This is a genomic window from Rhodovibrio sodomensis, from assembly GCF_016583645.1.
Taxonomy (GTDB): domain Bacteria; phylum Pseudomonadota; class Alphaproteobacteria; order Kiloniellales; family Rhodovibrionaceae; genus Rhodovibrio; species Rhodovibrio sodomensis.
The window spans coordinates 1-16682 of sequence record NZ_NRRL01000055.1 but is presented as its reverse complement, the minus strand read 5'-3'; the positions used below and the strand labels follow the sequence as shown (position 1 = coordinate 16682).

Here is a 16682-nt window from a genome sequence, read left to right as displayed (position 1 = left end):
CTCGCGCCCGTGATGTCCGCCCCCGAGAGCCCCCAGCGCACCACGGCCGCGCCGGCCGCCCGCAAGCCGACCCGCCACCGCCCGGCACCGGTCAGCCCGGTTCCGGCGCGCATCTGCTGGGTGGTGAGCGAGGGCATGGCGGGCACCGAGAACCAGTGCCTGGGGCTGGCGGAGGCGCTGGGCTTCCGGCCGGAGGTCAAGCGGATCAAGGTGCGCGCGCCCTGGCGCTGGCTGCCGCCCAAGCTGTGGCCGCGCCCGCTGGCCGCGCTGACGCGCGCCGGCGACCGGCTGGCCCCGCCCTGGCCCGACGTGCTGATCGCCAGCGGGCGCAAGGCGGCGGCGCCCGCGCTCGCGGTGCGCAAGGCGAGCGCCGGGGCGACCTTCACCGTGTTCGTGCAAGCCCCGCCGGTCGACCCGGCCGGCTTCGACGCCGTGGTCGCGCCGCGCCACGACGCCGTCGCCGGGCGCAACGTGGTCCAGGTGGTGGGCGCGCTGACCCGGGTCACCCGCAAGCGATTGGACGACGCCCACCGCCGGTTCCAGCCGCTGGTCCGCCACCTGCCGCACCCACGCGTCGCCGTGCTAGTCGGCGGCAGCAGCAAGACCCACCGCCTGACCGGCGACACGGCGCAGCGCCTGGCCGACGGCCTGACGGCGATGCACGCCGCGACCGGCTGCAGCTTCCTGGTCACCACCAGTCGGCGCACCGGGCCCGGCAACGCCAAACGCCTGCGCCAGGCGCTGGCCGGGGTGCCGCACGTGTTCCACGAGGCCGGGGCGAGCCCGGGTGAGAACCCCTACTTCGGCTTCCTGGCGCACGCCGAGGAGATCGTGGTCACCGCCGACAGCGTGACCATGGCGTGCGAGGCGGCCACCACCGGCCGGCCGGTCCAGGTGGTGGCGCTGCAAGGCGGCAAGCCGAAGTTCGACCGGTTCCACGCCCAGGTGCGCGACCTCGGCATCGCCCGGCCGTTCGACGGCACCCTCGCCGGGCGGGCGGTGGCCCCGCTGGACGAGACCCGCCGAGCCGCCGGCAAGGTCAAGGCATGGCTGGACAAGCACCGCGCGAAGCTGGCCAGCGGATGACCGGTTCCGACGCGTCCAACCGGCCGGATCCCGCCGGCCCAGAGCCCGACGGCGAGGCCGTCGAGCGCCAGCTCGCCCGGCTGGAGACGCTGGCGCGGGTGATGGACGACGTCTTCCGGGTGCCGGGAACGCGGCTGCGCTTCGGCCTGGACGGCATGATCGGGCTGATCCCCGGGGTGGGCGACGCCGCCACCGGCGCGCTGGCGGGCTATCTGGCGGTGCGGGCCTGGGACCTGGGCCTGCCGACCGGCGTGGTCCTGCGGATGGCGGGCAACGTCGGCCTCGACCTGGTGGCCGGCAGCATCCCGGTCGCGGGCGACCTGTTCGACGTCGGTTTCAAGGCGAACCGGCGGAATATCGAGTTGCTGAAACGCGAACTCGCCAAGCGCGCGCAAGCGACGCCGAAAAACGTCACGCCGCCGAGGCCGAACCGGGCGTCCGATCGGCCGGGCGGTCGGTCCATCGACCCCGATTGAAGTCCAGCCGCGTGCGGCGATCCGGCCGAGTTCGCAGGGCCGCGCCGTGCAGCCGGGGCGGAGTCGGGACCGGGATCGCCCGGCACCGCCCTGCGCTGAGACAGAGTTGTCCGATGGCTTTGATGATCTTGTGACGAACGAAAACCACCGGTCGGCGTCGCGACATCATGCAAGGTTTGGGCGATGAACCTGAGCAAATGCGCGATCGCCGCCGCGCTGTCGCCGGCGGTCGCCGGCGACCGGCAGCAGCAGGACGTCGCCAGCCGGTAAACCGGACACACGCCCGCCGAACCTCACCGGACCCGCATCCTGGGGCGCGGGTCCCCTTTCGTGCGCCATGCGCTCACGCCGGCAGCATCACGCGGGCGCGCAGGCCGCCGCCCGGCCCGTCTTCCAGCAGCAGGTCGCCGCCGTGACCGCGCACCACGTCGCGCGCGATCGTCAGGCCCAGGCCGGTACCGCCGGTCAGCGGGTTGCGCGAGGACTCCAAGCGGTGGAACGGGCGGAACACCTCCTCGCGCTGCTGCCGGGGGATGCCGGGGCCGTCGTCGTCCACCGTGACCTCCACCGTGGTGCCGCGCCGGCCGACGCGGACCGACACGACGTCGCCGTGACGCAGGGCGTTGGCCACCAGGTTGCCGATCGCCCGGCGCATCACCTCGCGCCGGAGCGGCAGATCGTAGTCGTGCTCGATGTGCAGGTCGACGTGACCGGCCTCGCGGGTCACGCGGTCGACCACCTCGCGCACCAGATCGCCGATCGAGGTGGTCTCCGGCGCCTCCGTCCCCTCGCCGCGGGCGAACGCGAGATACCCCTCGACCATGCGCTCCATCTCGGTGACGTCCTCTTTCAGCGAGGCCGCCTCCGGCGTGCCCTCCAGCATGGCGAGCTGCAGCTTCATCCGGGTCAGCGGCGTGCGCAGATCGTGGCTGACCCCGGCCAGCATCTCGGTGCGCTGCTGGATCTGCCGCTTGATCCGTTCGCGCATCTTGATGAACGCGCTGGACGCCTGGCGCACCTCCTGCGCGCCCTCGGGCTTGAACGACGGCACGTCCTGGCCCTTGCCGAAGCGCTCCGCGGCGACCGCCAGCCGGCGGATCGGCCGGACCTGGTTGCGCATGAAGATCAGCGCGATCGGCACCAGCAGCGCCGCGGTGCCGACGGTCCAGAACACCAGGAGATAGGTCGTCGAGGAGAACAGCCGCTTGCGCGAAACCACCACCCGCAGCAGGCCATCGTCGGTCTCCACCCACACCCGGACATCCTCCGGCAGGGTGTGGGTGTCGATCGCGAACGGATAGGCGAGGCGTTCCTGAAGCGCGCCGACCAGCCGGTTGTCCAGGATCGTGTTCTGCGGCGGCGGCAGATCCTCGGGCAGGCGCTTGTCCTCCTCGAACGACAGCGACAGCCACATCGTCCGCTGGGCGAGGTTGAACACCTCGTTGCGGCTGAGCCCGATGTCGTCGCGCTCCAGCATCGCCACGGTGGCGGCGATCTGCCCGGCCAGCCCCTGCGCCAGGCGCTGGGTCGTGGTGTCGTAGTGGCGGTCGAAAAAGACGAACGCGCTGATCGCCTGGACGACGAAAACCGGCGTCACCATGATCAACAGGGCGCGGCCGAACAGGGTCCGCGGCAGGACACGCTTGATCGCCGGCTCGCGCCGGGGGCGCGCCGGATCGCTCTGGGTGACGGGGGACAGATCGACGTTCTCGGCCATGGATGGGCGGCAGCCTAGCACGCACCGGTCGGCGCGTTCGCGCGCGATCACCCCGGGGCGCGACGATCGCACGCGATGCGTTGCGCCCGCGCAACAGCATCCTTACTTTAACCCATCCCGAACCGGCACCGCGACGGCCAGCCCGCCCGCCGCCCGCGGTCCCGGATGCCGCGCCGAGCCTTGGGCCTCGATGCTGGGCGCCGGGCCTGGGCGCCGGGCCTGGGCGCCGGGCCTGGGCGCCGGGCCTGGGTTTTGGGGACGCGACCCGACGCTTTTCAAGGAGCCCCGCCGACATGGCCGACCAACGCCACGCCAAGGTCCTGATCATCGGTTCCGGCCCGGCCGGCTACACCGCCGCGGTCTATGCCGCCCGCGCCAATCTGGAGCCGGTCCTGGTGCAGGGGCTGGAGCCGGGCGGCCAGCTGTCGATCACCACCGACGTCGAGAACTATCCCGGGTTCGCCGACCCGATCCAGGGCCCCTGGCTGATGGAGCAGATGCAGCAGCAGGCCAGGAACGTCGGCACCCAGGTCATCCAGGACATCATCACGAACGTCGACCTGCAGCACCGCCCGTTCCGCTGCGAGAGCGATTCGGGCACCGTCTACTGGGGCGATTCGCTGATCATCGCGACCGGGGCGCAGGCCCGCTGGCTCGGCCTGGAGAGCGAGAAGACCTTCATGGGCGCCGGCGTCTCCGCGTGCGCGACCTGCGACGGCTTTTTCTACCGCGGCGCCGACGTGGCCGTGGTCGGCGGCGGCAACACGGCCGCGGAAGAAGCGCTGTTCCTGACCAACTTCGCCAACAAGGTGACGCTGGTGCACCGGCGCGACGAACTGCGCGCGGACAAGACGCTGCAAGCGCGGCTGTTCAACAACCCGAAGATCGCGTTCGCCTGGTCGCACGAGGTCGACGAGATCCTGGGCCAGCAGAACCCGCCGGGCGTGACCTCCGTCCGCCTGAAGTCGCGCAAGACCGGCGCGACGCACGAACTGCCGGTGGCCGGCGTGTTCATCGCGATCGGCCACGATCCGGCGACCAAGCTGTTCCGGGGCCAGCTGGAGATGGACGCCGAGGGCTACATCCTGACCGCGCCGGACTCGACCGCGACCAGGGTCCCCGGCGTCTACGCGGCGGGCGACGTGCGCGACAAGGTCTACCGCCAGGCCGTCACGGCCGCCGGGATGGGCTGCATGGCCGCGCTGGAGGCCGAGAAATTCCTGGCCGAGCAGGACGTCGCCCACACCCAGGCGGCACAGTAGCGCACCGGGCCCGACCGTTGGCCGGCCCCGCCAACCCGCGCGTCGGTTGCGCGGGTCCGCCGGGTCGGCTTACTCTCACACGCACGCAAATTTTTAAATTAGACGTCAAAACACCGGCCGGCTCCCGTGACGCGCCGCCTGGCGGCCGCGGGGCGCCGGCAGCACCGGGGGAGTCCCCCAGCCGGGGCTCGCGGGCCATGCGTCCCGGGGCGGGGGATCGCCGGATAAGACGCAGAACAGGGAAGCGGGCGCTGGGAAAAATGAGCGACCAACGATGAGCCAAGTCCTGGGCGGCAGCAACAAGGGCCACGTCGGCCCCAGTCCGTCGATCATGGACTGGGACAAGCTGCGCGTTTTCCACGCCGTCGCCGAAGCGGGCAGCTTCACCCACGCGGGCGACCTGCTGAATCTCAGCCAGTCGGCCGTCAGCCGACAGATTTCCGCGCTCGAGGAATCGCTGCGCGTGCCGCTGTTCCACCGCCACGCGCGCGGCCTGATCCTGACCGAGCAGGGCGAGCTTCTGTACCGCACCGCGCACGAGGTGTTCGGCAAGCTCGCGATGACGGAAGCGCAGCTGACCGAGAGCAAGGACCGGCCGAAGGGGCCGCTTCGGATCACCACCACGGTCGCGCTCGGCTCCACCTGGCTGGCGCCGCGGATGGGCGACTTCGTCGAGGTCTATCCGGAGATCGAGACGCACCTGCTGCTCGAGGACCGCGAACTCGACCTGTCGATGCGCGAGGCGGACGTCGCGATCCGCCTGGCCCCGCCGCGCCAGGGCGACCTGATCCAGCGCCATCTGTTCACCGTGCACATGCACGTCTACGCGTCGCCGAACTACATCAAGCGCTTCGGCATGCCCCAGGACCCGGCGGACATCGACAACCACCGGGTGGTCGTCTACGGCGACGACCTGCGCCCGCCGGTGCCGGACGTGAACTGGCTGCTGCGCGTCGGCCAGTCGTCCGGCAAGCTGCGCCGGCCGGTGATGACGGTGAACAACGTCTACGCGATCATGCGCGCGGTCCGGAACGGGGTCGGCATCGGCGCCCTGCCGGAATTCATGGTCCAGGGCGCGAACGACCTGGTGCGCGTGCTGCCCGAGCTGGAGGGCCCGCAGATCGACGCCTACTTCGTCTATCCCGAAGAGATGCGCTCGAGTAAGCGCATCCAGGTGTTCCGCGACTTTCTGCTGCGCCAGGTCGCCGAGTCCCGGTTCTAGAGCTACATGCTCGAAGGGCCAATCGGCCTTCGAGCTGAATGTAGCTCTAACTTGTTGAAGCTTCCTGCTGGGGAGCTGGCGGCCACGTCGGGGTGTCGACACACGCGCCACAACCGCTCCTGCCCGCCGGCGAGGCCGCCTTTGGCGCAAGGCGCAGCGCAAGCCAGCCTCCTGCCCTGGAGTGGCGACATAAGCATGCATGTCGGGACCGCGGTAAGGCCCGGCAAACCGGCGGTTTCGGGCGTAACCGCCGACCGGTTCAAAAGCTATGCGGAACCGGCATAGCACCCGTGTCGCCTCGCCTCTTCTCTCAGATGCCGCACTGAATAGGTTATGGGTAACGGATGCTGCATCGCGGCATCGTTGGTTTCCCGGCGTTTTCGCCGGTCTTTTCCGGGCGCTTTGCCCGGAAGCAGGGCCTACGGGTCCTACGTCTCCCAGACGTGAAGCCTCCCTGTTCAACTTGCCCCTAAGTCACTGACTTAGGGGCATTTTTTTGTCCTGTCGCCTGGGCCAGCGCAGCCATGGGCCACACATGGGCCGTTGGCCAACTCCACCCCCTCTCAGATGGTCCGACAAACGGCCTGAGGGCGTTTTGAGCGAAACCACCTTCGGCAGCCGCTTGCGCGACCGGCACGGCGACTCTGGAAGCGTTCCAAGCGAAGGACGCACCGCCAGACCCGCCCTAACCGCCCCGTCGCGTTTCCTGGGCTACTGGCTCCGATCGGCAAAGGAGTCCGCCCAAACTACCCGAACGCCGGGTCCTGGGGTCGGCGTAGGCTTCTCACCGCTGGCCCGCCATGGTCTGCTGCCACAGAGAGGGATCCGCCGAGTCGAACAGCCATGAAGAAACTCACCCAGTACGTCCACGCGATCGCCGCGGACATCGCGACAGGCGGCCCGTGGGCGACGTCAAGTTCGCTGGTCGCCGATTTCCACGCGCGGAAGGGCGAGGAATCGCGGGAGATCCTGCTAGATGAGCTCGCGCACGGGCGGGCGCCGGTCGAACCAGCTTCCCAGGACGACGCGATCTCGATCACGCTGCGCGTCCAAGAAGCGCACGAGCGCGGCTGCGCTCGGGCAGCGCTCCGGCTGCTCGCTGCCGTCCTCAACGGGCTTGGCGAGCAAGGGCCGGTCTACGCATCGGACTTCGCCCGTTATCAGAAGATCCTCGCTGACCTGAGCCGCGAGGAGATCATCCTGTTGGCGACGATCCTCCGCCATTATGGCACCGGCCGCGACGATCTGGGCCAACCTGTGTCCGCTGACGGCATCCGTGAGAACGTTGCCGCTGAGCTGGTGCCTAAAGTCTTCCGGTCCGAGCGGCATGTGAATGCTTTCTGGGCTTCGGTCCAGCGGACCGGACTGCTTATGCAAGGGACGTCCATCGACGATGTGGGTGCGCCTATGCCATCCCCGCTCCTTTTCGAGATAGCGGAGCTCGCCAGCTTCGAGAACGTGCTGCGCCGAGAAGGCGAGACTATCTGACCGCACCGCGCCCGTTAGGGCAGGCTTTCACACGCCCGGCCGTCGCCGTCGCCGTCTAGTCTGTGCGGGTCGCCAGGCCCCGCCTGCCGGTAGAACGCCTGAGCCGCCGCTTGTGTGGCGAAGTCGCTGCAGTCGCGGTCACGCTGGCCACCCGACGACGCGCCGCCAGGTTGCGCGGCCCCGAGTCGCTTGCCGCGTCGCCAGTCCCATGGCGGGACGAACCGCCCGCGCCAAACGCCAGCGCCTTCGGCTTCTGCCTTGCGCTCCTCGGGCACGTAGTCTCGGGAGTAGCGCCGGTACGCCAGCGCCCAGCCATTGCGGACCAGCCAAGCGTTGAGATCGGTCCCGCCGGCGTAGCAGACGGCGATCAAGCGGCCGTAGCGATCACGCTCGCGACCTTCGCAGCGGACGGTGCCCCGGCCGATCTTGGCTGCCAGGGCGTTGGCGCTTCGCCGGCCACACGGCCAGCGCTGACCCCCGGCTAGGCACGTTTGCGAACTCTCCGGTGCGTCGATCCCGTGCAGCCTGATGTCGACGTCTCGGATCTCCAGTGTGTCGCCGTCGGTGACGCTTGCCCGGCCGGTCACTGTCTGCGCCTCGGCCGCCAACGGCAAAGCCAAAACCAACGCGGCGACCAGCCATACTCTCAGCCGTCGCATGAGCCTCCACCACTGTCCTAGTCGACTATGACTCGCGACCCTTGGTCCGTGCGTATATCAGGCGCGCAATCTCATCGTCGGATGATGTGGGGTTCTCAGCGACCACTTGTCGCGCAACCTCAAGACAGAATTGTTCAGGGGTTTCGAGCGCGCTACGCGCAACCTTGGAGTCGCACGCTGGACACGGCCTGATACGGATGCCCTCTGGCGTCACCATCCACACGCCCGGCAGATCGAAGCAAGTCCGGCAGGCCACGGTACACACTCGACACGTTGCAGTAGCTGACGACGCTATCGCTTTGCGCGTGCCTAAGCAAATGGATTCGTGGCACCGATGACCCCGGACCAGCGCCTACGCCGCCAGTTTCTTTACATCGCCGACCTGCCAGAGCGACCAGGCGGATGGGATCACGACACGACCGCGCACACGAATGGCTTGTCGCGCGCTGCGGCGGGCCGCTGAGCGGGCGCTGGTATCTGCTCGGGCTGCGCGCCTACTTCGCCAGCGAGGCCGACTGTGCGGCGTTTTCTGAGGCGTGGGGCTTGAAAGCTGGTACATCTGGATACTACCGGCATGGCGCACTATATCATGGGTAAGGTGATGGTAAGGGTATGGTAGGTATGACATACTGAGTGAGCGGCGGGTGTGGTACAATAGCCACGCTCACAAGGCTTCTACGCACCAAAGCACATGATCGGTTGACTTTGTTGCGCCTGATAGGCTGCATCAAGGTGAACATCTAGTCTCACCCGTGAGGTGAGGAGGGAGCGATGACGGCAACAGGGATGAAGCGCCTCGAACAGGTTCTGTTCGGCGGCGACAGGACGCTGGTCAACATCAAGTTTATGAAGGGCACCGCTCAGAATCTTTCCGCCGACGAGCTCGGCGGTGAAGCGGCAATAGCGCTTGAACGTGCCCTGGAGCGGGTTGGCGACGACGAGCCGCCGCAGACCGAGCAGAATCGCGTTTCGGTGCAGGACTTCTTGTCCGCACCCTAGCGAATCCGGTTACAGTTTGGTAAAGGGGTCAACTCCACGTTGGCCCCTTTTTTCATGTAGAGAGTGATGAGTGTTCCAAGCCTTATTCGTTCATTTTCGTGCCATCAGAATCTACCGGTCGAAATAGACGAGATACGTGACCACGTAGCGAGTCATTGCTCACAAGATGAGATCCGGCTTCTAGCCGAACCGATGGAAGAACGGTTTCTTCGAGCAATCATTTGCCAGTTTTACGAGCAAACTGGTGTGTATGCGGAGCCACGATACGTTTCGCTTATTATATATAATGCGAATATGACACTCGGATGGCAACGCGTCGCTTGTTGCAAGGAACTAATTCATGTTCTCGATAAACCAGCTGAGAGGACGTCACAGCCCGATGAAGTAATAGGTTTGGTGGATGCGCTACTGTCGCGGGAGCACTCTGAAGCTCCAAGTCTTATTGATTGGATGGCGCTAAATGACAGAATGGCAATGTACCAGGCGCTTGCCATTCTTGCGCCCGAAGAGGCCATGGAAGAAGTAAGACCCGCATACAGAAAAGATAAAATTTCCCTTTCCCAGGTGTCAACCTGGGCATGTCTTCCAATTGAGTTGACTGGACTTGTTTTAAGCGAAAAATGGCCGGAGTTGCTTCCTGACATCATCGATCCGTAAGGAAGCCCCGCCGACGCGAACGCCGACGTGGCAGGGTGTTTCGGGCTTATGTAGCGGCGTTTGGTAGCACCCCCTACCTGGGTATGAAACCATGTGTGCCGCGTGCGCCGGGATGGTCACTCCGCGGCCTGTGCTTCGCCGTCGGCGGCGACACCCTGCTCGCACCGCTCCACAGCCTCACGAGCCCGCCGGGCGTGCCCTTGCGCCTGGTGCACAAGGTGCATGAGCGCGTCCAGCTGTTCCGGTTGCGCGCCGCCGGGCCCGTAGGTTAGCCGGTCGCGGTCGAGGTCCTGGACGACGTTCCCGACCAGGCGCAGCGCCTCGATCGCGTTGTCGGCGTCGGTGATCTGCGCCGCGAGGTCGGAAAAGTCGGCTTCGAGCCCCGGCGTCGGCTCTTGTTGGGGGCATGGCACGTCCATGACTACGCGCCCTCCCCGGCGACGCGCTCCAGTTCGACAAGCGCGCGATGCTCCAGGCGCTCGCAAAGCTGCTCCTCTTCGTGTGGCGGCCGGGAGTTCCGCACGGCCCGCACCTTGGCCGCGACGCCCCTCAAGGTGTCTGCGGGGGTCTCCGGCATCCGCTCGACGATCGCCGCATGGCGGTCATGGGCGGCGTCCTGCTCCGCTTCCGACGGCGCGTTCACGCACTCCGCTTCGGCCTGCAACGCCTCGCCGGCGAACTGGGCAAGTAGCCGATCGGCACAGCCTGACACAGCATCTAAGAGGGTTTGGTGCGCCCGGCAGGACTCGAACCTGCACCGCGCCGGGTAGAAGCCGGCCGCCCTATCCTGTTGGACCACGGGCGCACATAGGGGTAAGCGCGCCCCGCCGGCCGGTGCCGACGGGGCGATAGGCACGTTTCAGGCCGCGCGCTGCAGCCAGGAGGCGGCGACGGCGCCGGCAAGCACGGTCTGAATCACGGCGGCCGGATAGGCGACAGCATCGCCTTTCAGGGCGCCCGCAGCGGCGCGCAGGTCCGCGACGAACGACTCACCAGCGTCCCACGCGCGGGCGGCGCTTGTGAGCGCGTCGTATGCGGTGCGGTGCTGCGCCACCAGGGCGCGCGTGCCACCTTCCCCGAGATCCGCGTCCCAGTCCGCCGCGGACGCGTCCTCGCTGGCCCAATCCGCTACCAGATCGCGGGCGCGGTCCAGTTTCAGACGCGCGCTTTCCAGCGTCGCCGGGATAGCCGCGTCGGCGAGCTCGTGGGCGGACGAAAGGCTTGCGTCAAAGGCGGCTGCGTCGCGCCTACGGCCGGCGGCGCTGGCGTCCGCTTCGGCGGCTTCCAGCCGATCGACGCGCGCCCTGGCTACCAGATACGGGCAAGTATTCGTTTGCATCGTCTATCTCCGGGGTTGCGATTGAACGATGCCCCATTAGCGCCCGGCTTGCGTTGGCCGTCAAGCACTTTTTTCGCAGTTTTGCTCGGGTTTTGATGGGTTTCGCACCCCTACAACCACCCTACACAAACCCGACACCCCACACCCCTGGGGTACCCCCCGGATGTTTCTCGCGTAGGCACCGTAACCCGGATTTAGAAAACGTGGGCTAATAGTCCAATTTCCGTTGCACGACTGCAACTCAGCGAGCACCCCTCAACGGCAGCTTTTTTACTTTGTCCGCACTCCATTCCCGGCTATTATTCCTAAATCCACTCCGCATTAAAAGGGGCGAACCGAATGACACTGACGGTCCACCGACGCAAGCGGCCCACCAAGTCGCTAGAGATCGACCCGTTCCTGCGTGCCGAGCGGCGCCGGGAGCGAAGCGAAGCTCTGGCCAACACCAGCCTCTCAGTCGCGCCGGCGTGCCGCGTTAGACTGGAAGCGGACACCTTGACCGCATGCGGGATTGAGCCGCGCACACGCCAGGGCGTCTCCGATCAGCTCACACGCTGCCTGCAGCTTCTCGTCGAGAAGCACCGTGACCGGCTGGCGAACTTCCGGGCGCCGATGTGGAGACGCCTCGAAGACGCATCGAACTCCGTGGACTACAAGCGGCCCGGCGCCGCGCGGTCGATCATGGAGGCCGCGGACGTGCTGCAACGTGAGGGCGTCGACGTCGAGATCATGGTGCGCGTGATCTCCGCCTACCTCGGCATGAAGCGAATGGAGGACGAGGGCGGCCCGCCCGACGACGACTGGTTCAAGATCGAATACGAAGAGGTCGCCGTCTCTCACATTCTGTGAGGCTACCGGCGGGAGCGCGGCAGCATCCCTTCGCGCTCCCGTCGGCGATCTTCCAGCTTCTCGCCCAGGACGATGCTCAACCATATGGCCGCGCCGACGATCGGCACGACCACGGCCAGCGTCTCAAGCTGGCCACTGAGCCAGTAGAGCAGGGCGCCCAAGAGCGCGAGCCCGATCACGGCCTGCAGCGTGTAGACCACGAACATGCCAGCCCCGACCAAGGCGCCAAGCACGGTCGCGCCGCCGAACAACAGTGCCGCGGCGATGATCCCGAGCAGGCCGATAACGACGATTTCCATGCCTGCAACGATAGCGTGTTGTCAGAGAAGCCGCTAGCCTAAGCGAACGTGTAGGCACGGACGGGCTGCGTTTCGTCCGTTGAAAACCCACTCGGTCGGACGTCTTCCGCTGCTTCCACGCTTTGACCGCAGATCTCTCGGCGAGGCCATGATGCCCCATCAGCTCTCCAAAACCGCCGCCGTTGTCGTCCTTTTGGCGCCCGTCATCGGCTGCACCAGCAGTGTAGGATCGGAGCCGGTTGACGGCGTTCGCCAAGCGCAGCGTTCGTCAGTCGAAAACTGCGACTACCTGGGGGATGTCTCCGGCGTCTCGGGGCTGTATGGCGTTTTCGCCGCGGACGGCCTGTCCAACGCAAAGACGGCCGCGCAGCGAGAGGCGCGTAGCATGGGGGCGGACACTGTAGTCTTCGCGAACCCCACGATGGGGCACGGGTCCACGTCGATCACGGCCGCGGCGTATCAATGTAAAGGAAAGGATTTAGGCGTGAAACATAGAAACAAACGATTTTTCACATATCTAAGCCTTTATTCATCTATTTATAAGCATACGATTATTCAATGTTAGTCTATAAAATAGAGAGACTTGCATCATATTTGTTTTTTGCGAGTGTCACCAGCTCGAAACGATCCAGGAGGACAGTATAGGATGGGAACGCTTCACAACATATGGAGGGCCTGGCCATTCTTTGCTATTTCAGCACTTCTTTTTGCCCTATCACAGACCGTCCCCACGCCGTACGACCAGGCCAGCAACCCTAACTGGTGGCAGTCTCTTTTAAAATCTTCTGTTTCTGGGATGGACACGCTGGCAAACGTATTTCTTTTTGCCGGCGCTGCTGCAGCTGTCCTTAGGGAGATTATAGGTTTTTTCTGGAACCAAAAACTTGAATCAACAATTAAGGATGGTTTTAAAAATATATCAGATACAGTTGCTATCGGAATTACAGACATTAACCCAGAAGTTGTTGGTGCGTGGCTAAAACGAACGACTTCTGACAAAGAAAAAATAAAAGATATCGGTATGGATGCGATAAAACGAAGTTATGGAGATCATTCATACGAAAATGACAGTTTGATCGATTATATATTCAGTAATTTCTTTGATTACTATGCAAACAAAAACTCGGTTGTGAGGCCAAAATTTACAACTGACATAAACCCTATCGAAACACTACCTATCGGATGATATGCTAGGAGACTTCGTTTTTAAATGGGAGGAGATCAAACAGTATCAAATCCGGTCTTACTCGGGGAAGTGTCAGCATGAGATCAAAGCGTCATCTGACGCCAGGGTTTTTCCGGCGAATCTCTGGGAAGCTCTAAGGGAAGTGGCGTTAGACATTTCTTCGGGAAGGTCTGAAACAATTTTCTCTTTTGCCGAGATACGAGATCAGGAGTTACAATCTAAGTTAGAGCGTGAAGGTAAGGCGGAAGGTGACGGATGGAGCGTGCAGTACGATGGGTTGTGGCTGGTCATCAAAGTCTGCAAGATGGTCGAGATTGATAGTTCTGGAAAAGACATTTATGTGTTCGAAAAAAGCCTTCTTAGCTCAACGGACCGCATGTTTATGCTTTCGAGTCATATTCCGACGTACGACCTTAGAATGAATTTGAAACTAGATCGCGGACTTGAAAACTGGATTTTCCATGATCCGACCGTTACCGCGAGGGAGTATCATAAGGAGGCGATGGAGCACGTGGAGATTCGCAAGCCGGAAGCCAATAAGGTTACGGTGCATATCCCAAGGTGGGCATTGCCAGGGATCGTCTCGGTGATAGAATGGAGTGAAAAGCGCGCCGATGACTAACCAAATTTTAAGAGCGCGCCCCCTAGCGTAGGCGTGGGTCTGTGCCATATGATCCATCCTGCTACATCCGGAGAAGGAGGCTCAAAACATGACCGCATGGAAAAAGACAGAAATCTAACCCCGAACCTGCATTCTGGTTTAAGGCCCGGCGCGTTCTCGCAGCCGGGCCTTTATCTTTTGAAGGCTTAATCTTCCGCCTCAGCACCTTCGCGCGCTCCCTCTGACAGCCCGAGAAGTCCCATCAAGCGCCGGTTCCAGCCCGCGCGCCGCGCTGGCGGGACCGGATCACGCAGCAGGTGCGCGGCAAGCTCCGGGTCGAACATGGATTGTCGGACGACTTCCGCCGCCTTGGCGTCGCTGTCCAGCCCGGGGATCGTCTTGATCGCCAAGCGCAGGTTGCGGAACATGTTGCCGCCGCGCAGGCCGCCAAACGTGCCCTTGAGGCCGATTTCCGCGTAACGGAGCATCCGCGCGACGTCTTCGGCCGTGGTGGTGCTCTGCGCCTTGCCCTGCTGCGAGCGGGCGAGATCCTCGACGGCCATCTGCGCCCGGCGTAGGGCGTTCATCTGCTCGGGGCCGTAAACCTCGGTCAGCACGTCCGTGTGCTTCTCAAACAGGTCGGACAACTGCGACAGCGACGCCGGCCGGCCGCCTTCGGCCGTCTTCGCGGTCTGCCCGCTGGTCACGGTCTGCGCCAGGTAGTCCGCGACCGCCTTGCGCCAGCCCTCGGACGCGGCCTTGTCGGGCGACACACGGCGCGTGATCTCGCGCATTGCCGCCTTCGGGTCCTTTGATCCGAAAACCCGACGAACCGCGACAACCGGGTCCGCGTCCACCATGATCGACAGGGCGGAGTCCTGCAGCTCGCGTTCCGTGCGCTTCATGTCGCCGGTCGCCTGTTCGAGCTCCCGCTGCAGCCGTGTGGTCGCGTCGCGCTTGTTCATAACGTCCTGCTGCAGGGTCCGGATCTCGTCCCGGATACCCGGGAAGCTGTCCAGCGCGCCGCGGCGCTTGTCGACCCACTCGCGCAGCCGCACCGGGCTAACCTTGCCGTCCGACCCGACCACACCGCTCAGGCTGTCGAGTAGGTACTGCCGGGCCGCCTGGGTCGCCTGCTCGGGGTTGTCGGACACTTCGAGGATGCGCTGCAGGTCCGCTGCCGCCTCTTTCGAGCCCACACCGCTGCGCAGGAAGCGCCCGGCCGTCTTGGTCGGCGGGTTGGCGGCCGGGTTGTCGCGCGCCAAGTCGCGGCGGAACTTGCCGCCCTCGCCCTCGACGAAGCGAGGCGCGTAGCGGTCGCGGTAGTTGTCCAGCGCGCCGGCGGCGCGCTCCGCGGCCGGGCCGCCCTCTTCGGCAAGCCGGGCCGTCTCGGAGTCCACCGCGCCCTTGAGCCGTTCCAGCGACTGCACAAGAGCACCCTGGTTGTTGCGCCGTGCCTGCGCGATCGCGTCCGACAGCGGCGCGCGCAGGGCGTTGATATCCGCGAACGCCGCTTCGCCCGGGCCGCCGACGTTGACGGTCTCGGAGCGTGTGATCGGCTGGCCGCTTTCGTCGAACAAACCCGTGTCGACCGCCCGCGTATGGTACTTCGGGACCAGCGCGTCAATCCGGTTCACGAAGTCACGGGGCAACACCCGGTTTGTCGGAGCAAGCGCGCTCAGGTTGTCTTTCACGTCCTGCGCGGCCTGCGCCAGCGGGTCGATCGGCCGCATGACGTCGCGGTTCGGGTCGACCGCCTCAAACTGCCGGTTCTTCTCCGCGCGCTCCCGGTCGAGCGTCGACTTAAACTCCGTGTCGATCGTCTCGGACGCGGCGTCGCCGGTGCCGCGGTTCGCCGCCAGCTCGTCGGCCTGCGACCGCTCCGCGGCTTCCGCGTCGGCCACGGCCGTCTTGCTCCCGGCGACACGCGCTTGGGCCGCACCCTGCCGGGCGCGCACGTCGTCGCTCACGTATTCGGTCGAGGCGCGGGCGTTCACGTCGTCGCCCGGCGACAGCGAGCGCACTTGATCGGACGCCGCTTGCTCGACGCGCCGATCCTGGCGCTGGAAGCGTGACGGGGTTTCCTTGCGCATCTCGCGCTCGAGCCCGGCGTAGCCTTCGTCGTTCGACAGGCCGCCGGCGGCCGGGGCCGGCATGTCCGCTTCGCGATAGCCCTGGGCGCGCTGTTCCAGCGTGTCGGCGGCGCCGCGGGGATCTTCGGCCGCGTCCTGCGCCATACGCTTGGCGCGCTGAGTTGTCGCCCGGGACGGCTGCGCCCCGGTCGTCGGATCGGCCGGCACGCTCGGGTCAGGCAGCCGGTCGCGCACCACGTAGTTGAAGACCTTGGGCGCCCCTTCGACCAGCGCACGGCTGCCGGCCGCGCCGGCTACGCCGCCGCCCAGCACGGCCGCCCCCTGCGCCAGCGGCCCCCAGTCGTTCTCTTCCGCGTAGACGTTCGCCGCACCTGCGCCAGCACCCGCCGCCGCGTCCACGGCCAGCGGCCGGGCGCCTTCGTAAGCCGAGCGCACCCCGGACGTCGCCGCGGCGCGGTTCGCCGCGTCCTCGTAGGGCTGCCGTGCAGGCTGTGTGAGCCGCTCGGCCGGTGTCGGGCGGGGGTTGTGCCCTGACCGGGCCACACGGACGCCGGAGCGCCCCAGGGCGGCGCTCGGAGCGACCATCTGCGCGCCGAACCGGGAGATGTTGTAGCCGTACTTCTCTGTAAGCGCCAGCTACACCCCATTCGATCAACGGTTTCCCGGTCCCTGCTGATCGCGGCATAGCTGACCTCTCCAAGTTCAGGAGGCAGCCATGTCGCAGACCCTATTTTCCGCCACGAACGGTA

The 16682-nt window shown here is 65.6% G+C and carries 18 protein-coding genes and 1 tRNA gene; 11 read left to right on the top strand and 8 right to left on the bottom strand.

Annotation, left to right across the window (positions count from 1 at the left end; translation table 11 throughout):
- The first annotated feature begins 12 nt into the window (after window positions 1-12).
- Entirely contained in the window at window positions 13-1086 is a 1074-nt protein-coding gene (locus CKO28_RS16875) for a mitochondrial fission ELM1 family protein (protein WP_200341978.1), read from the top strand.
- Complete coding sequence (locus CKO28_RS16870) at window positions 1083-1562, top strand: DUF4112 domain-containing protein (RefSeq protein ID WP_200341977.1); 480 nt, start codon at window positions 1083-1085, stop codon at window positions 1560-1562. The genes CKO28_RS16875 and CKO28_RS16870 overlap by 4 nt, the downstream gene beginning before the upstream one ends.
- A 343-nt stretch (window positions 1563-1905) precedes the next feature.
- Here CKO28_RS16870 and CKO28_RS16865 read toward each other — a convergent pair whose 3' ends face one another.
- On the bottom strand, window positions 1906-3279 hold the full coding sequence (locus CKO28_RS16865) for an ATP-binding protein (protein ID WP_200341976.1): 1374 nt from the start codon (window positions 3277-3279) through the stop codon (window positions 1906-1908).
- 293 nt (window positions 3280-3572) lie between these two features.
- Between CKO28_RS16865 and trxB the strand changes: the two genes are divergently transcribed.
- The 3 genes from trxB to CKO28_RS16850 all read left to right on the top strand — a co-directional run bounded on the left by trxB (window position 3573) and on the right by CKO28_RS16850 (window position 7251).
- On the top strand, window positions 3573-4541 hold the full coding sequence (gene trxB, locus CKO28_RS16860) for a thioredoxin-disulfide reductase (protein ID WP_200341975.1): 969 nt from the start codon (window positions 3573-3575) through the stop codon (window positions 4539-4541).
- 331 nt (window positions 4542-4872) lie between these two features.
- A complete protein-coding gene (locus CKO28_RS16855) occupies window positions 4873-5763 on the top strand; it encodes a LysR family transcriptional regulator (protein ID WP_200341990.1) in 891 nt (296 codons plus the stop codon).
- An 843-nt stretch (window positions 5764-6606) separates the two neighbouring features.
- On the top strand, window positions 6607-7251 hold the full coding sequence (locus CKO28_RS16850) for a hypothetical protein (RefSeq protein WP_200341974.1): 645 nt from the start codon (window positions 6607-6609) through the stop codon (window positions 7249-7251).
- Between the two features lie 14 nt (window positions 7252-7265).
- Here CKO28_RS16850 and CKO28_RS16845 read toward each other — a convergent pair whose 3' ends face one another.
- On the bottom strand, window positions 7266-7910 hold the full coding sequence (locus CKO28_RS16845; protein WP_200341973.1) for a thermonuclease family protein: 645 nt from the start codon (window positions 7908-7910) through the stop codon (window positions 7266-7268).
- A 771-nt stretch (window positions 7911-8681) separates the two neighbouring features.
- Here CKO28_RS16845 and CKO28_RS16840 point away from each other — a divergent pair.
- Window positions 8682-8909, top strand: coding sequence for a hypothetical protein (locus tag CKO28_RS16840; RefSeq protein ID WP_200341972.1), 228 nt, complete (start codon window positions 8682-8684; stop codon window positions 8907-8909).
- 66 nt (window positions 8910-8975) lie between these two features.
- Window positions 8976-9566 carry a hypothetical protein gene (locus CKO28_RS16835; RefSeq protein WP_200341971.1) on the top strand — a complete coding sequence of 197 codons (591 nt, stop codon included), beginning with the start codon at window positions 8976-8978 and terminating at the stop codon, window positions 9564-9566.
- 116 nt (window positions 9567-9682) lie between these two features.
- On the opposite strand, the gene CKO28_RS16830 is transcribed toward CKO28_RS16835, so the two are convergent.
- The 4 genes from CKO28_RS16830 to CKO28_RS16815 form a co-directional block, all read right to left on the bottom strand.
- On the bottom strand, window positions 9683-9985 hold the full coding sequence (locus tag CKO28_RS16830) for a hypothetical protein (RefSeq protein ID WP_200341970.1): 303 nt from the start codon (window positions 9983-9985) through the stop codon (window positions 9683-9685).
- A gap of 2 nt (window positions 9986-9987) precedes the next feature.
- Complete coding sequence (locus CKO28_RS16825; protein WP_207168848.1) at window positions 9988-10230, bottom strand: hypothetical protein; 243 nt, start codon at window positions 10228-10230, stop codon at window positions 9988-9990.
- Between the two features lie 64 nt (window positions 10231-10294).
- Window positions 10295-10371 (bottom strand) — tRNA-Arg (locus tag CKO28_RS16820).
- Window positions 10372-10425: 54 nt separating this feature from the next.
- Complete coding sequence (locus CKO28_RS16815; RefSeq protein WP_200341968.1) at window positions 10426-10905, bottom strand: hypothetical protein; 480 nt, start codon at window positions 10903-10905, stop codon at window positions 10426-10428.
- 339 nt (window positions 10906-11244) lie between these two features.
- Here CKO28_RS16815 and CKO28_RS16810 point away from each other — a divergent pair, with 339 nt between their 5' ends.
- The gene (locus CKO28_RS16810) at window positions 11245-11754 is read left to right on the top strand and encodes a hypothetical protein (protein ID WP_200341967.1); all 510 of its coding nucleotides are present in this window, start codon (window positions 11245-11247) and stop codon (window positions 11752-11754) included.
- Between the two features lie 2 nt (window positions 11755-11756).
- Here CKO28_RS16810 and CKO28_RS16805 read toward each other — a convergent pair whose 3' ends face one another.
- Complete coding sequence (locus tag CKO28_RS16805) at window positions 11757-12053, bottom strand: hypothetical protein (protein ID WP_200341966.1); 297 nt, start codon at window positions 12051-12053, stop codon at window positions 11757-11759.
- 151 nt (window positions 12054-12204) lie between these two features.
- On the opposite strand from CKO28_RS16805, the gene CKO28_RS16800 reads away from it, so the two are divergent.
- From CKO28_RS16800 to CKO28_RS16790, 3 genes are all read left to right on the top strand, one after another.
- Window positions 12205-12618 carry a DUF4156 domain-containing protein gene (locus CKO28_RS16800; RefSeq protein ID WP_200341965.1) on the top strand — a complete coding sequence of 138 codons (414 nt, stop codon included), beginning with the start codon at window positions 12205-12207 and terminating at the stop codon, window positions 12616-12618.
- An 81-nt stretch (window positions 12619-12699) separates the two neighbouring features.
- Window positions 12700-13239: a hypothetical protein gene (locus CKO28_RS16795; RefSeq protein WP_200341964.1), complete on the top strand. Its 540-nt coding sequence runs from the start codon at window positions 12700-12702 to the stop codon at window positions 13237-13239.
- A 1-nt stretch (window position 13240) separates the two neighbouring features.
- Entirely contained in the window at window positions 13241-13861 is a 621-nt protein-coding gene (locus CKO28_RS16790) for a hypothetical protein (protein WP_200341963.1), read from the top strand.
- Window positions 13862-14046: 185 nt separating this feature from the next.
- On the opposite strand, the gene CKO28_RS16785 is transcribed toward CKO28_RS16790, so the two are convergent.
- Window positions 14047-16518: a hypothetical protein gene (locus tag CKO28_RS16785; RefSeq protein ID WP_200341962.1), complete on the bottom strand. Its 2472-nt coding sequence runs from the start codon at window positions 16516-16518 to the stop codon at window positions 14047-14049.
- Window positions 16519-16682 lie beyond the last annotated feature (164 nt).

What these genes read in the sequence shown, in the direction of transcription:
- CKO28_RS16875 (WP_200341978.1), top strand. Translation starts at nt 13, where the DNA reads ATGTCCGCCCCCGAGAGCCCCCAGCGCACCACGGCCGCGCCGGCCGCC.
- CKO28_RS16870 (WP_200341977.1), top strand. Translation starts at nt 1,083, where the DNA reads ATGACCGGTTCCGACGCGTCCAACCGGCCGGATCCCGCCGGCCCAGAG.
- CKO28_RS16865 (WP_200341976.1), bottom strand. Translation starts at nt 3,279, where the DNA reads ATGGCCGAGAACGTCGATCTGTCCCCCGTCACCCAGAGCGATCCGGCG.
- CKO28_RS16785 (WP_200341962.1), bottom strand. Translation starts at nt 16,518, where the DNA reads ATGGTCGCTCCGAGCGCCGCCCTGGGGCGCTCCGGCGTCCGTGTGGCC.
- CKO28_RS16830 (WP_200341970.1), bottom strand. Translation starts at nt 9,985, where the DNA reads ATGGACGTGCCATGCCCCCAACAAGAGCCGACGCCGGGGCTCGAAGCC.
- CKO28_RS16835 (WP_200341971.1), top strand. Translation starts at nt 8,976, where the DNA reads ATGAGTGTTCCAAGCCTTATTCGTTCATTTTCGTGCCATCAGAATCTA.
- CKO28_RS16815 (WP_200341968.1), bottom strand. Translation starts at nt 10,905, where the DNA reads ATGCAAACGAATACTTGCCCGTATCTGGTAGCCAGGGCGCGCGTCGAT.
- CKO28_RS16845 (WP_200341973.1), bottom strand. Translation starts at nt 7,910, where the DNA reads ATGCGACGGCTGAGAGTATGGCTGGTCGCCGCGTTGGTTTTGGCTTTG.
- CKO28_RS16810 (WP_200341967.1), top strand. Translation starts at nt 11,245, where the DNA reads ATGACACTGACGGTCCACCGACGCAAGCGGCCCACCAAGTCGCTAGAG.
- CKO28_RS16855 (WP_200341990.1), top strand. Translation starts at nt 4,873, where the DNA reads ATGGACTGGGACAAGCTGCGCGTTTTCCACGCCGTCGCCGAAGCGGGC.
- CKO28_RS16840 (WP_200341972.1), top strand. Translation starts at nt 8,682, where the DNA reads ATGACGGCAACAGGGATGAAGCGCCTCGAACAGGTTCTGTTCGGCGGC.
- CKO28_RS16805 (WP_200341966.1), bottom strand. Translation starts at nt 12,053, where the DNA reads ATGGAAATCGTCGTTATCGGCCTGCTCGGGATCATCGCCGCGGCACTG.
- CKO28_RS16850 (WP_200341974.1), top strand. Translation starts at nt 6,607, where the DNA reads ATGAAGAAACTCACCCAGTACGTCCACGCGATCGCCGCGGACATCGCG.
- trxB (WP_200341975.1), top strand. Translation starts at nt 3,573, where the DNA reads ATGGCCGACCAACGCCACGCCAAGGTCCTGATCATCGGTTCCGGCCCG.
- CKO28_RS16795 (WP_200341964.1), top strand. Translation starts at nt 12,700, where the DNA reads ATGGGAACGCTTCACAACATATGGAGGGCCTGGCCATTCTTTGCTATT.
- CKO28_RS16800 (WP_200341965.1), top strand. Translation starts at nt 12,205, where the DNA reads ATGCCCCATCAGCTCTCCAAAACCGCCGCCGTTGTCGTCCTTTTGGCG.
- CKO28_RS16790 (WP_200341963.1), top strand. Translation starts at nt 13,241, where the DNA reads ATGCTAGGAGACTTCGTTTTTAAATGGGAGGAGATCAAACAGTATCAA.